The sequence below is a fragment of the Micromonospora sp. NPDC047707 genome (genome assembly GCF_040704235.1).
Classification (GTDB): domain Bacteria; phylum Actinomycetota; class Actinomycetes; order Mycobacteriales; family Micromonosporaceae; genus Micromonospora.
In genome coordinates this window covers 228,345-242,911 of sequence record NZ_JBEYSU010000002.1, presented here as the reverse complement: position 1 = coordinate 242,911, position 14,567 = coordinate 228,345, and the positions used below count along the sequence as shown (strand labels likewise).

Below are 14,567 nucleotides of genomic sequence, written 5' to 3'. Positions count from 1 at the left end.
CCGCTGATCCTATGACCGGAGCCGACGCGGCGCGTCGGGCCGCCCGCCCCGGCGGCTTCTGCCGCATTCCGGAGGCGCACCGCCGCCGCCCGGGGAAAGATGAGGGCCGTGCGCGCTGTGACTGTGGCTCCCGGGGTCCCCGACTCGCTGCGCCTCCTGGACGACTGGCCCGAGCCGGCCCCCGAGGAGGGAGCGATCCTGGTCGAAGCGCTCGCGGTGGGCATCTGCGGCACCGACCTGGAGATCATCGCCGGGCACTACGGCGAGGCCCCACCGGGCCAGGAACGGCTGGTCATCGGGCACGAGGCGCTGGGCCGGGTGCTGGAGGACCCGACGGGCGCCCTGGAACCCGGCGACCTGGTGGCCGGCGTGGTGCGGCACCCCGACCCGGTGCCCTGCCCCAACTGCGCGGTCGACGAGTGGGACATGTGCCGCAACGGGCGGTACACCGAGCACGGCATCAAGGGGCTGCCCGGCTTCGCCCGGGAGCGGTGGCGGGTGCAGCCGAAGTTCGCCGTGGGGCTCGACCCCGTCCTCGCTCCGGTGGGGATGCTCCTGGAGCCGGCCAGCGTGGTCGCCAAGGCGTGGGACCACATCGAACGGATCGGCAACCGCGCCGAGTGGAACCCGCAGACCGTGCTGATCACCGGCGCCGGACCGATCGGCCTGCTGGCGGCGCTGCTCGGGACCCAACGCGGACTGACCGTGCACGTGCTCGACCGGAACACCACGGGGCCGAAGCCGGACCTGGTCCGGGCGCTGGGCGCCACGTACCACACGACGCCCGTGAACGAGCTGGACTTCAACCCGGACGTGCTGGTGGAGTGCACCGGCGCGCCCGTGGTGGTGCTGGACGCAATGTGCAAGGTCGGACCGAACGGCATCGTGTGCCTGACCGGCGTCTCCAGCGGCGGCCGCACCATCGACTTCGACGCCGGCGCCCTGAACCGGGAGCTGGTGCTGGAGAACAACGTCGTCTTCGGCTCCGTCAACGCCAACCGCCGGCACTGGGACCAGGCCGCCGAGGCACTGGCCCGGGCCGACCAGTCGTGGCTCAACTCGCTGATCACCCGCCGGGTGCCGATGTCCGACTTCGCCATGGCGTACGAGCACACCGGTGAGGACATCAAGGTGATGCTGGACCTCACCTCCTGAGCGGCGCCGGCCGGCCGCACCGGACGGCCGGCACGCCCCGCTCAGATGCCGGGCAGCCGGCCGTTGCGGAACACGTCCACGAAGAGCTGGTGGTCCTGCCGCGTGCGGACGCCGTACCGGTGGGCGAACTCGACCAGGTGCGCGACGAACCCGTCGGTGTCGTCACCCACCGCGGCCACGATCGCCTCCTCGGTGGAGTAGTCGACCAGGTCGTGGCTGGACTCGTCGTCGGCGACCGAGTGCATCCGGGCGACCGCGTGGCCCAGGTGGCCGAGGACGTTGGCCAGTTCCTCCGGCTCGTTGACGTCGGCCCAGTCGAGGTCCGCCGCGTACGGGGACACCTCGGCGACGAGCTGGCCGACCCCGTCCAGCTCGGTGAAGCCCAGCCACGGGTCCGCGTACGCCTGCAGGGCCCGCTGGGACTCGGCCGTGCGGTGCCCCTGGTGCCGGAAGTAGCCGCGCACCGTCTCGTCGGTGATGTGCCGCGCCACCGCCGGCACCTGCGCCTGCTTCATGTAGAGGACGACGTCGTTCTCCAGAGCCTGCGTGTGCCCCTCCAGCAGCAGGTTGTACGACGGCAGCCCGGCCGACCCGATGCCCACCCCCTTGCGCAGCACCACGTCCTTGATCTGCGCGGCGACCGGCCGCAACTTCGCCGCCGACGGCGGCCGGGTGTCCAGGTAGTCCTCGTAGGCGGCGCAGACCTTGTCCCGGGTGTCCCGGTCGATCTCGAAGACCCCGTCGCCGAGGGAGAACCGCCGCTCGTAGTTGTCGATGGTGGTCTGCCCGGCCAGCAGCTCGACCCGGGTGTTGAGCCGGGCCTGCTGGAGCACCCGCAGCAGCACCCCGTCGGCGGTGGCCAGGGTGATCGAGCCGATCGCGTCGTCCCCGCCGGTGGCGATGCCGCGCAGCTCGGCGAGGTACGACCGGGCGAAGACGCCGACCAGGTCGCTGATCACGTCGTCGGAGAGCGCCTTGGCGTACCCGAGGAGCGCCACGCTCGCCGCGAAGCGCTTCACGTCCCAGGAGAAGGGCCCGACGTACGCCTCGTCGAAGTCGTTGACGTTGAACACGAGCTGCCCGGAGGCGTTCATGTACGTGCCGAAGTTCTCCGTGTGCAGGTCGCCGTGGATCCACACCCGGCTGGTCCGCCCGTCCAGGAACGCGTCGTCGGCGAAGTCGCCACGCTGGTCGGCGTAGAAGAGGGCGGCGCTGCCCCGGTAGAAGGCGAACGGCGAGGCCGCCATCTTGCGGAACTTGCGGCGGAACGCCGCCGGGTCGAGCGCCATCGACTCCCCGAACTCCTCGGTGAGCACGTCGACGATGAAGGCGGAACGCCGGTCCGCGGAGTCGGTCATGGTGCGCACGCTAGCGCCCACCGACCACCCCGAGCCGTCGGCCGACCGCCCAGTCCGCCTCACCGGATCGGTCACCGGCCCGCCCGCTGCGGCCGGCGCGGGCTCCGGGCCGCCAGGGCCGGTGTCGAAGTCCCCGGTCGAGCCGGGGCGGAGCCGCAGGCCCGCCCGGGACTTCGACGCGGGCCCCGGGGCGTCAGGCCGACGCGGGCGGGCGGACCGGCGGGGCGGTGAGGGACTCGGCCGAGCGCGGCCCGGTGCCGTCGCGGGGCGGGGCGGGGACCGGCGGGGCGAGCGCGTCCGGGCGGGCGACACCGCCCACGCCGGAACTCTCGGCGGCGATCTTCTCCTGGAGGCGCAGGATGCCGTGCAGCAGCGCCTCCGGCCGGGGCGGGCAGCCCGGCACGTAGACGTCGACCGGGATGAGCTGGTCGACACCCTTGGTCACCGAGTACGAGTCCCAGTACGGCCCGCCGCAGTTCGAGCAGGCGCCGAACGAGATGACGTACTTCGGCTCGGGCATCTGGTCGTACAGCCGCTTGATCGCGGGCGCCATCTTGTCGGTGACGGTGCCGGAGACCACCATGAGATCCGCCTGGCGGGGACCGTGGGCGAACGGGATCACCCCGAGGCGCATGAAGTCGTGCCGGCTCATGCTGGTGGCGATGAACTCGATGGCGCAGCAGGCGAGGCCGAAGTTGAAGACCCAGAGCGAGTAGCGGCGGCCCCAGTTCAGGACGAACCGGATCGGCTCCCCGAGCACCGCCGGCAACTGCACCTCGGGCCTCCCCTCGCCTGTTCCCGATCTGACAGTCAACCACAACGGCCGGAGGACAACCCGCGCAACCGGCGCCGGCGTCGAGGCGTGTGACCCGTACGCCGGGCCACCTCACGGTCCGATTAGTCCCGCGGGACCTCGGACCGTCGGCCAGACACGTACGGTTCCCATCGATGCCCGATCCGGGCACGGACTCCACGGGGAGGACACAACGCATGTCCAGCACGACCTCGACCCGACGGCGGCTGCTCGCCGGCCTGGCCGGCTCGGCCCTGGCCCTCGCCGCCGTCGCCACCGCATCGCCCGCAGTCGCGGCGCCCGCCCCGGCCACCGCCTCGATCGAAGCGGGCCGCCTCGTACTCGACCCGACCGACCGCGGTTACCGGGGCAGCCTGCCAGTCACCGTGACCAACCTCGGCACCACCGCGACCTACTACAGCGTCACGTTCGTCGAGCCGGTCGGCGGCTCGTTCGAGGGGCTGACGCCGGAGGAGGCCTGCGTCTTCAACGGGCTGGTGGACAACCGGCGGCAGATCAACTGCATGGTGCCGGGGTCGCTCCTCGAGCCGGGCGAACGGCGGACCTTCTCGGTGAACTTCCACGCGCTCACCCCCACCCGGGACGTCGCGATGATCACCAAGGGTGGCCGGGTCTCGGTGAACAGCGGCGACGGCCGTGACGACGTCGCCGACCGGGAGCGGTTCAACACGCTGTTCCGGTCCACCACCGGTTCGCTGCGCAACCCGGTCCCGTACGTCCAGGACCAGCAGGCCGACGTGTCGATCACCACGGCCGGCGCGGTCACCCTGACCCCGCAGGAGGACGGCAGCTACCTCGGGCGGCTGCCGGCCACCGTCACCTGGGACGGGGACGCGGCGCACGAGCACCTCTCGGTCGAGGCCACCGGCCTGCCCGCGGGGGTCATGATCTGGGGGACCGACCCGCAGGACCTGCCGAGCTTCTTCACCTGGTTCGCGGTGCCGGGTGAGCAGTTCATCGACGGTGAGACCCGCACCTTCGACGTGCTCCTGCGCGCCGAGCCGGGGACCGTGCCCGGCGCGCTGGGCACGGTGACGTTCGACCTCGACACGATGTGGGACGGGAACGTCGTCCCCGACCCGGACCCGGCGGACAACACGGCCTCGTTCACCGTGACGGTGGCCGCCGCGAGCTGAGACCGCGATGGTGGAGCCGGGGGGCCGTGCGGCCACCCCGGCTCCGTCCTGTCGGGGTGTCCCCCAGCCTCGACGGTGTCACCAGGTCGGCCGCTGGAGCAGCCCGACGAACTCCACCAGCAGCCGCTCACGCAGCGCCGGCGGTGCGGCGTCGAGCAGGGTGTTCACGGTCGCCATCCGGTCCGGCACCGGAGCGGCGCCGGCCCCGAGTCCGAGCCCGGCCGCCAGGCCGGCCACCAGGTCCGCCGTGAGTGTCTCCGGCGTCAGCGCCCCGGCGAGGGCGAGCAGCTCCGACGGGAGCCGGACCGGCCCGGCCGCTCGGCTCGCCGCCACGGCGTCGGCCAGGTCCGGGCCGAAGCCGGCCACCTGCGGCGCCACCGACGCGGTCACCGTGAGGTGCACGCTCACCGGCAGCCCGGCGTACGACAGCTGCGGCTGGGTGTGCCAGCCCCGGGCGGCCAGCTCGTCGACGAGCACGAAGAGGTCCAGCTCCGGCCCGGTGCTGGTGAAGCACACGACGGTGGACTCGGGCTCGGTCATCAGCCGCAGCCCCTCGACCCCGCGCACGGCGTCGGCCAGGCCGGCGACCGCGTCCCGGGTCAGCGACGCGAGCCGCAGGTACCCGTCCTCCCCCAGGTGCCGGAGGGTGGCGTACGCGGCGGCGATCGGCCCGCCGGAGCGGGTGGAGGCGATCACCGGGTTGACCATCGTGTAGCCGGGCCAGTCGGCGTACGCGAAGTACTGCGGTGCCCGCAGCGCCGCGTCCCGGTGCAGCAGCACCGACACGCCCTTCGGGGTGTACGCGTACTTGTGCAGGTCGACGGAGATCGAGGTGACGCCCGGCACGGTGAAGTCGAACGGCGGCACCGGCTCGCCGAGACGGCGCAGCCAGGGCAGGGTCCAGCCGCCGAAGCACGCGTCCACGTGGCAGCGCACCCCGGCGCGGGCGGCGGTCTCCGCGACCTCGGCGACCGGGTCGACGACGCCGTGCGCGTACGACGGCGCGGAGGCGGCGACCAGCACGGTCTCCGGCCGGATCGCGGCGGCGACGGCGGCCGGGTCGGGACGCAGCGTCTCCGCCGGCACCGGCACGATGTCCAGGGCCACCCGAAGGTAGTGGGCCGCCTTGGCGAAGGCGGCGTGGGCGGTGGCCGGAACCACGATCCGGGGCTCGGTGAGGTCGGGGCGGGCGTCCCGGGCGGCCTTCACCGCCAGGATCAGCGACTCGGTGCCGCCGCTGGTCACGTTGCCGACGACGTCCGGCGCGCCGGTGCCCGGGCCGCCGCCGAGCAGCCGGGCCGCCGCGCCGACCAGCGCGTTCTCCATCGCGAGCAGGGACGGGAACGCGGTCGGGTCGAGCCCGTTGACGTGGGCGCTCTCGGCGTGCGCGGCGGCGGTCAGGGCTTCCAGCCCGTCCACCGCCGGGTCGTAGACGTACGCGAACAGCCGCCCTCCGTGCGTCGGCCGGTCGGCGTCGCGCAGTGCCCGGATCTCCTGGAGAACCCGCTCGGCGGGCAACCCGCGCGCGGGCAGCCCGCTCTCGTCGATCATGGAGTTGTGGTGCCCTCTCTGTAGTGGTGAGCGGCCTCCGTCGCCAGCACGACTCCGCGATCGCCGGAGTCGGGCGCGGCGGCGGCGAGCGCTGCCGGAGTCAGGTCGTAGGGGCGCAGGAGGAGGGTGGCCGCCGCCACCAGGAGCGCGGGGAGGACCGTGAAGCCGAGGAGGATGCCCAGGCGGGCGCTGTCCGGCTGGGCGGCCGCCGCGCCGGTGTCCGAGGGGACGTAGCCGGAGAACTGCAGCACCAGCCCGAAGATGCCCGGGCCGAGCGCCAGGCCGAAGGTCTCCCCCGCGGTCCACAGGCCGGTGAACACGCCCGCCTGCCGCCGCCCGGTGCGCGCCTCGTCGTACGCGATGCAGTCCGGCAGCATGGCGAGCGCGAAGACCTGCTGGCCCGCGTACCCGACGCCGATCAGCGCGACCAGCAGGTAGATGCCGACGGCCGGGAGCACAGGAGCGGCGACGAGCGCCAGCGCGCCGGCGGCGAAGATCAGGGACGCGGCGACCAGCCCGGCGAGCTTGCCGAACCGCCGCCCGACCCGGTTCCACAGCGGCATCACCAGCAGGGCCGGCCCGACGAAGCAGACGAACAGGACCGTCGGCCCGCCCTCCGGGTCGCGCAGGATCTGCGTGGCGAAGTAGTCCACGCCGGCCAGGATCGTCGCCACCCCGGCGGACTGGATCACGAAGCAGACCAGCAGTGCCCGGAACGCCCGGTTGCGACCGGCCACCGCGAGCTGCGCGCGCAGCGTCGGCTCGCTCTCCGCGGCCGTGCCGGCGGGTGCGGAACGGGTGCCGAGGAAGGCGCCGACCGCACCGAGCACGATCAGGCCGGCGACGAAGACGCCCATCCAGCGGTGCCCGGCCAGGCCGCCGCCGCCCGCGTCCCGGACCAGCGGCGCCACCGCGCCGGAGACCAGGATGGCCAGCGCCAGCACCGCGATCCGCCAGGTCATCAGCCGGGTACGTTCGGCGTAGTCGCCGGTCAGTTCGGCCGGCATCGCCACGTACGGCACCTGGAAGAAGGCGAACGCGGTGGCGGTGGCGAGGAAGGCGAGAGCCACGTACGGGCCGGCCGCCGCCCCGGTCCCGAACGGCGCGGCGAAGATCGCGGCGAAGAGCACGCCGAGGGCGATGCCGGCGCCCAGCAGGTACGGCCGGCGGGGGCCCCACCGGGAGCGGGTGCGGTCGGAGATCCGCCCGGCGACCGGGTTGACCAGCACGTCCCACGCCTTCGGCAGCAGCACGAGCAGGGCGGCCACGCCCGCCGCGACGCCGAGCGTGTCGGTCAGGTACGGCAGCAGGAGCAGCCCGGGCACCGTGCCGAACGCGCCGGTGGCGAGCGAGCCGAGCGCGTACCCGGCGTGCACCCGCCGCGGCAGCACCCCGCCGGCGGGCGAGCCTGTCCCAGCCGGCGGCGCGTCCATGACGCCGAATGTTACTCACGTTATGACGGCGGTCACATCCCCTCTTCCGGGGACCAGCTCGCCGCCCGCATGTCCACGCCGGCACCCCGCAGCGGCGTCCCCTCGGCGAGCAGCCGGGCCCGCGCCTCCCGCTCGTGACCGGGCGGCAGCCGCCCGGACGAGGTCACGACCCGGTGCCACGGCACCCCACCACCGTGCCGCGCCATGATCGACCCGACCAGCCGCGCCGACGACCGGCCCGACCGCTCGGCGAGCGCGTCGGCCACCGCCCCGTACGACATCACCCGGCCGGGCGGGATGCGCTCGACCAGTTCCAGCACCGCCTCGACGTACTCCTCCGGTCCCACGACGCGCCACGATATGGGAACGCGGCGGGGCGGCGCGGGACCGACCACGCAGAATGGGCGGGTGCGCGACATGGTGACGACGGCCCGTCGGGTGGTCGTCAAGATCGGATCCTCCTCGTTGACCACCGCCACGGGCGGCCTGGACGACCGGCGGGTCGAGGTGCTCGTGGACACCCTCGCCGCCCTCGCCGGTCAGGGCCGGGAGGTCGTGCTGGTCTCCTCCGGCGCGATCGCCGCCGGGCTCGCCCCGCTCGGGCTGGCCCGCCGCCCGCGCGACCTGGCCACCCAGCAGGCCGCCGCCAGCGTCGGGCAGGGGCAGCTGATCGGGCGGTACGCGGCGGCCTTCGCCCGGCACCGGCTCACCGTCGGGCAGGTGCTGCTCACCGTCGACGACGTGACCCGGCGGGCGCACTACCGCAACGCGTACCGGACCCTGCGCAAGCTGCTCGACCTGCGCGCGGTGCCGATCGTCAACGAGAACGACACCGTCGCCACCGAGGAGATCAAGTTCGGCGACAACGACCGGCTGGCCGCCCTGGTGGCCGCCCTCGTCCACGCCGACCTGCTGGTCCTGCTCTCCGACGTCGACGCGCTCTGGACCGGCGACCCGACCCGCCCGGGTTCGGCGCGGATCGCCGAGGTGCGCGACGACCGGGACCTGTCCGGGGTGACGATCGGCGGCGCCGGCCGGGCCGGGGTCGGCACCGGTGGCATGGTGACCAAGGTGGAGGCGGCCCGGATCGCCACCGGCTTCGGCATCCCGGTGGTGCTCACCGCCGCCGGCCTGGCCACCGAGGCGCTGGCCGGGGAACCCGTCGGCACCCTCTTCCACCCCAGCCGGCGGCGGCCGGCCGCCCGGCTGTTCTGGCTCGCCCACGCCACCTCGCCCCGGGGCCGGCTGCATCTGGACCCGGGAGCGGTGCAGGCGGTCGTGGGGCGGCGCAAGTCACTGCTGCCGGCCGGCATCACCGCCGTCGACGGCGCGTTCACCGCCGGCGACCCCGTGGACCTGGTCGACACCGAGGGCGCGGCGGTGGCCCGGGGGCTGGTCAACTACGACGCGGTGGAGCTGCCCGGCCTGCTCGGGCGCTCCACGTCCGAACTCGCCGCGGCCCTCGGCCCGGCGTACGAGCGGGAGGTCGTCCACCGCGACGACCTGGTGCTGTTGTAAGCAAGGGCCCCTTGTTAACGCCTGGCGTTGTACAAGGGACCCCTCCCAACACCGAGGAGTACAGGATGAGCGTCGTCGAGCAGGCGCGGCGGGCCCGGACGGCGGCGGAGGCCCTCGCGGTCGCCACGCGTACCGTCAAGGACGCCGCGCTGCACGCGATGGCCGACGCGCTGGTGGCGCGTACACCGGAGATCCTGGCCGCGAACGCCGCGGACCTGGCGGCCGGGCGCGAGGCCGGGCTGAGCGCGGCCGTGCTGGACCGGCTCGCGCTCGACGAGGGGCGCGTGGCGGGCATCGCGGACGCGCTGCGCCAGATGGCCGCGCTGCCGGACCCGGTCGGCGAGGTCGTCCGGGGCTCCACCCTGCCGAACGGCCTGGAACTGCGGCAGGTCCGGGTGCCGTTCGGGGTCGTCGGCATCATCTACGAGGCTCGGCCGAACGTCACCGTCGACGCCGCCGGCATCTGCCTGAAATCCGGCAACGCGGCGCTGCTGCGTGGCTCCTCCTCCGCCATGCACTCGAACGCCGCGCTGGTCGCGGTGCTGCGGGACGCGGTGGCCGGCGCCGGCCTGCCGGCGGACGCGGTGCAGCTGCTCGACGCCGCCTCCCGCGACTCGGTCAAGGAGCTGATGCGCGCCCGAGGCCTGGTCGACGTGCTGATCCCGCGTGGCGGCGCGTCGCTGATCCGCACGGTGGTCGAGGAGTCGACCGTGCCGGTGATCGAGACCGGCGTCGGCAACTGCCACGTCTACGTGGACGCCGCGGCGGACGTGTCGAAGGCCGTGGCGATCACGCTGAACGCGAAGACGCAGCGCCTCTCCACCTGCAACACCGCCGAGTCGCTGCTGGTGCACGCCGACGTCGCCGACGCCTTCCTGCCGCCGATGCTGGCCGCGTTCGCCGAGGCGGGGGTGACCGTGCACGGCGACAGCCGGGTGGCCGCGTTCTCCGCCGCGGTGGTGCCGGCCACCGACGAGGACTTCGCCACCGAGTACCTGTCGGCGGACATCTCCGTCGCCGTCGTCGACACGCTGGAGGCGGCGGTCACGCACATCCGGCGGTACGGCACCGGGCACACCGAGGCGATCGTCACCGACTCGCAGGCGGCGGCGCGGGAGTTCGTCGCCCGGGTGGACGCGGCGGCCGTGATGGTGAACGCGTCCACCCGCTTCACCGACGGCGGTGAGTTCGGCTTCGGCGCGGAGATCGGCATCTCCACCCAGAAGCTGCACGCCCGCGGCCCGATGGGGCTGCCGGAGCTGACCAGCACAAAATACGTCGTCACCGGGACCGGTCACCTGCGGTGAAAGGAAGGGCCCCTTCTCAACGTCTGGTGTAGAGGAGGGGTCCCCTTTAACGCCGCACGGCGCACGGCGCACGCCGCGTGTCAGCGGCAGGCGCGGATCGCCGTCAGGGTCGCGTGCACGTCGAACTGGTGCCCGTCGTCGCTCTCCCAGCCGCCGTCGCTACGCTGCGTCTCGGCCAGCCGGCGGCGGGCCCGCACCAGGATCCAGTCCTGCTCGTCGACGCCCACCCGGCGCAGGGACGCGGCCAGCCAGGCGACGTTGGCCGGGGACATGTCGGCGATCCGCTCGGCGAGCGCCACCTGGATCCGCGCGGACTCCTGGAACATCTCCTGGCGGAACAGCACCCCCGCGCTCAGCCACCCGGCGGCGAGGAAGGACGGCCAGCTGCCGTCCGGGTTGAGCCGCGCGACCAGCGACAGCGCCGCGGCGTGCACGACGCCCGCGTACACCCCGCCGACCCGGTGGTCCAGCGGCCCGGCGGCACGCGCGTCCAGCCCGGCGACGGTCAGCCAGAACGCGGCGTTCGCCGTCAGGTAGAACCCGGCCTCCGGGTCTCCCGGCCGGGCCCACTCCGGCGCGGTGTCGGCCAGCGCGGCGTCCTCCTCCCAGCCGCCGTCGGGCAACTGGCGGAACGCGAGCCAGTCCAGCGCGCGCCGGGCGGCCGGCCGGCCGATGGCGCCCAGGTCGTCCAGCTCGGCGAGCCGGAAGCAGGTGGCGTCGACGGACGCCACCTTGCCCTCGAGGTACGCGGGCCAGCCGCCGTCCGGCAGTTGGCCGCCCTCGGCCACGTCGAGCACGTCCGGCCCGGGCGGCGTGCCGGTACGCAACCGGGACAGCCGGGCACGGTCCACCACGTCCCCGTGAGCCACCACGAAGCCGATCGCGGCGTCGATATCCACCACGGCGGTCACGCTACCTGTGCAAACGCGACTCCGCCTCGGTGAATCGGCCACCCGACGCGGGCCCACCGCACCGAGGCCCCGCGTGTTAAGAAGGGACCCCTCCTCTACGCCAGGCGTTAAGAAGGGGCCCTTCCTTACGTCAGTACGCCGGCAGCGACGGGTCGATCTGCTTGATCCAGGAGAGGACGCCGCCCTGGACGTGCACCGCGTCCCGGAATCCGGCGGCCTTCAGGGCGGCGAGCGCCTCGGCCGAGCGGACACCGGACTTGCAGTGCAGCACGATCTGCCTGTCCTGCGGGAACGCCGCCAGCGCCTCCCCGGAGACGATCTCGCCCTTGGGGATCAGGCGCGCGCCGGGGATCCGCACGATCTCGTACTCGGCCGGCTCCCGGACGTCGACCAGGAACACGTCCTTGCCGGCGTCCTGCCATTCCTTGAGCTCCAGGGCGGTGATGGTCGAGTCGACCACCGCCTCCTGCGCCTCGACCGACACCGCGCCGCAGAAGTCCTCGTAGTCCTCGAGCAGGTCGGTGACCGTCGGGTTCTCGCCGCACAGAACGCAGTTCGGGTCCTTCCGGACCTTGATCTTGCGGTAGGTCATCTCCAGGGCGTCGTACACCATCAGCCGGCCCACCAGCGGCTCGCCGATGCCGGCGAGCAGCTTGATCGCCTCGTTGACCTGGATCGAGCCGATCGACGCGCAGAGCACGCCGAGGACGCCGCCCTCGGCGCAGGACGGGACCATGCCGGGCGGCGGGGGCTCCGGGTAGAGGCAGCGGTAGCAGGGGCCGTGCTCGGCCCAGAACACCGACGCCTGGCCGTCGAACCGGTAGATCGACCCCCACACGTACGGCTTGCCGAGCAGCACCGCCGCGTCGTTGACCATGTACCGGGTCGCGAAGTTGTCGGTGCCGTCGACGATCAGGTCGTACTGGGCGAAGATCTCGCGGACGTTGTCCCGGTCCAGCGCGGTGTTGTGGATCTCCACGTTGACCAGCGGGTTGATCTCCCGGATGGAGGCCGCGGCGGACTCGGCCTTGGAGCGGCCGACGTCCGAGACGCCGTGGATGATCTGGCGCTGGAGGTTGGACTCGTCGACGGTGTCGAAGTCGATGATGCCGAGCGTCCCCACCCCGGCGGCGGCCAGGTACATCAGGGCCGGGGAGCCGAGGCCACCCGCGCCGACGCAGAGCACCCGGGCGTTCTTCAGCCGCTTCTGGCCCTCGACACCGACATCCGGAATGATCAGGTGGCGGGAGTAGCGGCGGATCTCGTCAACGGTCAGCTCGGCGGCGGGCTCGACGAGCGGGGGCAGCGACACGGTGGACTCCCCGGGATCGGCGGTGGCGAACCGGGCCATTGTCGCTCGCCGGGCGGCCGGTCGGCCATGAGGAGCGACACTCGTCCGCACTGCGGGAGCGGGAATAACTCATGTGCCCGGCACCGGCGCGCCCGCGTGCCGCCGGCCGTCCAGGTACGGCCAGGGGTTGGCGACGCAGCCGTCCAGCCCGTACGTCTGCTGCTGCATCACCGGTGCCGGCGCCCCGGGGCCGGGGCAGGCCTCGTGCCACTCCCCGAACTCGTGCCCGACCTCGTGGTTGATGACGTAGCTGCGGTACACGGCGAGCCGCGCCCCGTAGTCGGGTACCCCCTCCACCCAGCGGGCCAGGTTGATGATCACCTGGCCGGGCAGGCGGCAGGAGGTGTAGCCCTCGGTGCTGAGGCCGCCCTCGGCGCACATCCGCTCCGACGTGTCCGGGGTGGCGAGGTAGACGGTGAAGTCCGCGAGGTCCGCGTCCTCGACCCGCTGCACACGCAGCTCACTCGAGCCGATCCAGCTGCGGGAGTCGCCGAGCACCTCGTCGACCGTCGCCGCGAAGGCGCCGGCGTCGTGGCCGATGTCGCGCTCCACGGCCACCCGGTAGCGGCGCAGCGGCCCGTCGGCGCCCCGGACGTCGGTGTCGCCGGTCGCGGTGACGAAGCTGCCCGCCCCGACGCGCGGGTAGCCGCCCGGCTGCGGCCGCTCGGCGGCAGCCCCGTACGAGGTGCGGTCGGGCGGGCTGCCCGCCGGCGGTTCGGCGGCCCGGACCAGCGCCACCGACGCCGCCGCGGCGAGCAGCAGGACCACGCCGAGCCGCAGGGCGCGGCGGCGCCGGCGCCGCATGCGGACCCGGCCCGGCCGGGGCGGGCGAGCGGACGTGCCGGGAGGGGACGGCGCGGTCATGACGCCAGCGTCGCAGACGAATCAGGCAATCCCCCGCAAATGCGCGCTGAACGTCTCGGATGTGTCGACGTCAGACCGGCGGGCCGGTGTACCGCCGCCCATCCACGTACGGCCAGGGATTCGCGACGCAGCCGTCGAGGAAGAGCGTCTGCTGCATCATCACCGGGGCCGGCCGGCCCGCACCGGGGCAGCGCTCGTGCCGGTTGCCCAACTGGTGCCCGACCTCGTGGTTCACCACGTACAGCCGGTAGACCGGCAGCGGCACCTTCATCGCGACGAAGTGCGGGACGGACAGTCGCCACCGGTCCAGGTTGATGATGACCTTCCCGGGTGCCCGGCAGGACGTGTACGGGCGCCCACCGATCCGGATGTCCACCCCACCCGCGAGGCACATCCGGCCGGCCGTCTGCGCGGTGGCCAGGTAGACGGTGAAGTCTGCGGCGGCGTCGCCCGGCACCTGCTGCAGCCGCAGCCGGCCACCGTCGACCCAGCTCCCCGGCCCGGCGAGCGCCTCCCCGACGGTGGCGGCGAACTCGGCCACGTCCTCCTGCGCCCCGTTCTCCACGGCGACCCGGTACCGGCGCAGCGTGCCCGCCTCGCCGAGCAGCGGCCCGGCGCGATCGTCGTACCCGAAGGTGCCCTGCCCGGCCGACGGCACCGGCCCCGGGATCTGGAACACCGGACGGGCCGGCGGCTCCGCCGCCACCGTCGTCGGTGCCGGGCTGGGTGCCGCCGACGTGGGTGCCGCCGACGGGACCGGCGGCGGCGCGGCGACCACCTCCGCGCCGACATCGGCACCGCGCTGGTCGGTGACCACCGCCACCGCCGCGACGACCGCCAGCACGAGAACCATCGCCTCCAGCACCCGCCGGGCCCGCCTGCCCCGGCGCCGGTGCCGGCCACGGACCGCGCCGGCCGGCGGGCGGGTCGGCGTACGGCCTCCGGCACCCGCCGAGGTCCCGGCACGACCAGAGGAGCGCTGGGCGGGCGGACGCCCGGCCCGGCCCGCAGCCGGGGTCCCTCGACCACCAGCCGATGTCACCCGACCCTCAGCCGGGGTCGCCCGGCCACCAGCCGGCGGGGGCGTCCGGCGGCCGGCCGGCCCGGTCGCGCGACCGCCGGTCGACACCGGGGGCGGTACGGCGGCCCGGCCGCCCCGAGTGCCCGGC

13 protein-coding genes are annotated in these 14,567 nt (G+C 74.1%); 4 read left to right on the top strand and 9 right to left on the bottom strand.

Annotation, left to right across the window (positions count from 1 at the left end; genetic code table 11):
- Window positions 1-108: 108 nt before the first annotated feature.
- Window positions 109-1,155 (top strand): glucose 1-dehydrogenase, encoded by a 1,047-nt coding sequence (locus tag AB0873_RS03340; protein ID WP_366598225.1) that lies wholly within the window; start codon window positions 109-111, stop codon window positions 1,153-1,155.
- A 41-nt stretch (window positions 1,156-1,196) separates the two neighbouring features.
- Here AB0873_RS03340 and AB0873_RS03335 read toward each other — a convergent pair whose 3' ends face one another.
- Together AB0873_RS03335 and AB0873_RS03330 are read right to left on the bottom strand one after the other, a co-directional pair.
- On the bottom strand, window positions 1,197-2,513 hold the full coding sequence (locus tag AB0873_RS03335; protein WP_366598224.1) for a DUF2252 domain-containing protein: 1,317 nt from the start codon (window positions 2,511-2,513) through the stop codon (window positions 1,197-1,199).
- Between the two features lie 193 nt (window positions 2,514-2,706).
- Entirely contained in the window at window positions 2,707-3,288 is a 582-nt protein-coding gene (locus AB0873_RS03330) for an NADH-quinone oxidoreductase subunit B (RefSeq protein ID WP_155330189.1), read from the bottom strand.
- A gap of 215 nt (window positions 3,289-3,503) precedes the next feature.
- Between AB0873_RS03330 and AB0873_RS03325 the strand changes: the two genes are divergently transcribed.
- Window positions 3,504-4,463, top strand: coding sequence for a hypothetical protein (locus tag AB0873_RS03325; protein ID WP_366598223.1), 960 nt, complete (start codon window positions 3,504-3,506; stop codon window positions 4,461-4,463).
- Window positions 4,464-4,541: 78 nt separating this feature from the next.
- Here the strand turns inward: AB0873_RS03325 and AB0873_RS03320 are convergent, their stop codons facing one another.
- From AB0873_RS03320 to AB0873_RS03310, 3 genes are read right to left on the bottom strand one after another with little or no spacing between them, the layout of a single operon-like run.
- Window positions 4,542-6,014 carry an aminotransferase class V-fold PLP-dependent enzyme gene (locus AB0873_RS03320; RefSeq protein WP_366598222.1) on the bottom strand — a complete coding sequence of 491 codons (1,473 nt, stop codon included), beginning with the start codon at window positions 6,012-6,014 and terminating at the stop codon, window positions 4,542-4,544.
- Window positions 6,011-7,447, bottom strand: coding sequence for an MFS transporter (locus AB0873_RS03315; protein WP_366598221.1), 1,437 nt, complete (start codon window positions 7,445-7,447; stop codon window positions 6,011-6,013). Before AB0873_RS03315 ends, AB0873_RS03320 begins: the two co-directional genes overlap by 4 nt.
- Window positions 7,448-7,479: 32 nt before the next feature.
- Window positions 7,480-7,794 carry an MGMT family protein gene (locus AB0873_RS03310; protein WP_366598220.1) on the bottom strand — a complete coding sequence of 105 codons (315 nt, stop codon included), beginning with the start codon at window positions 7,792-7,794 and terminating at the stop codon, window positions 7,480-7,482.
- Between the two features lie 13 nt (window positions 7,795-7,807).
- On the opposite strand from AB0873_RS03310, the gene proB reads away from it, so the two are divergent.
- Window positions 7,808-8,965 (top strand): glutamate 5-kinase, encoded by a 1,158-nt coding sequence (gene proB, locus AB0873_RS03305; protein WP_366598219.1) that lies wholly within the window; start codon window positions 7,808-7,810, stop codon window positions 8,963-8,965.
- A gap of 65 nt (window positions 8,966-9,030) precedes the next feature.
- A complete protein-coding gene (locus AB0873_RS03300; RefSeq protein WP_366598218.1) occupies window positions 9,031-10,272 on the top strand; it encodes a glutamate-5-semialdehyde dehydrogenase in 1,242 nt (413 codons plus the stop codon).
- Between the two features lie 80 nt (window positions 10,273-10,352).
- Here AB0873_RS03300 and AB0873_RS03295 read toward each other — a convergent pair whose 3' ends face one another.
- From AB0873_RS03295 to AB0873_RS03280, 4 genes are all read right to left on the bottom strand, one after another.
- Complete coding sequence (locus AB0873_RS03295; protein ID WP_230688954.1) at window positions 10,353-11,225, bottom strand: prenyltransferase/squalene oxidase repeat-containing protein; 873 nt, start codon at window positions 11,223-11,225, stop codon at window positions 10,353-10,355.
- Window positions 11,226-11,313: 88 nt separating this feature from the next.
- Window positions 11,314-12,534: an adenylyltransferase/sulfurtransferase MoeZ gene (gene moeZ / locus AB0873_RS03290; RefSeq protein ID WP_366598217.1), complete on the bottom strand. Its 1,221-nt coding sequence runs from the start codon at window positions 12,532-12,534 to the stop codon at window positions 11,314-11,316.
- A gap of 69 nt (window positions 12,535-12,603) precedes the next feature.
- The gene (locus AB0873_RS03285; protein ID WP_366598216.1) at window positions 12,604-13,398 is read right to left on the bottom strand and encodes a DUF3152 domain-containing protein; all 795 of its coding nucleotides are present in this window, start codon (window positions 13,396-13,398) and stop codon (window positions 12,604-12,606) included.
- A 70-nt stretch (window positions 13,399-13,468) separates the two neighbouring features.
- On the bottom strand, window positions 13,469-14,251 hold the full coding sequence (locus AB0873_RS03280) for a DUF3152 domain-containing protein (protein ID WP_366598215.1): 783 nt from the start codon (window positions 14,249-14,251) through the stop codon (window positions 13,469-13,471).
- Between the last annotated feature and the right edge of the window lie 316 nt (window positions 14,252-14,567).

Bases quoted from the DNA above. Each gene is read 5' to 3' on its own strand.
- AB0873_RS03335 (WP_366598224.1), bottom strand. From the start codon at position 2,513: ATGACCGACTCCGCGGACCGGCGTTCCGCCTTCATCGTCGACGTGCTC.
- AB0873_RS03325 (WP_366598223.1), top strand. From the start codon at position 3,504: ATGTCCAGCACGACCTCGACCCGACGGCGGCTGCTCGCCGGCCTGGCC.
- AB0873_RS03320 (WP_366598222.1), bottom strand. From the start codon at position 6,014: ATGATCGACGAGAGCGGGCTGCCCGCGCGCGGGTTGCCCGCCGAGCGG.
- AB0873_RS03315 (WP_366598221.1), bottom strand. From the start codon at position 7,447: ATGGACGCGCCGCCGGCTGGGACAGGCTCGCCCGCCGGCGGGGTGCTG.
- proB (WP_366598219.1), top strand. From the start codon at position 7,808: ATGGGAACGCGGCGGGGCGGCGCGGGACCGACCACGCAGAATGGGCGG.
- AB0873_RS03300 (WP_366598218.1), top strand. From the start codon at position 9,031: ATGAGCGTCGTCGAGCAGGCGCGGCGGGCCCGGACGGCGGCGGAGGCC.
- moeZ (WP_366598217.1), bottom strand. From the start codon at position 12,534: ATGGCCCGGTTCGCCACCGCCGATCCCGGGGAGTCCACCGTGTCGCTG.
- AB0873_RS03285 (WP_366598216.1), bottom strand. From the start codon at position 13,398: ATGACCGCGCCGTCCCCTCCCGGCACGTCCGCTCGCCCGCCCCGGCCG.
- AB0873_RS03280 (WP_366598215.1), bottom strand. From the start codon at position 14,251: ATGGTTCTCGTGCTGGCGGTCGTCGCGGCGGTGGCGGTGGTCACCGAC.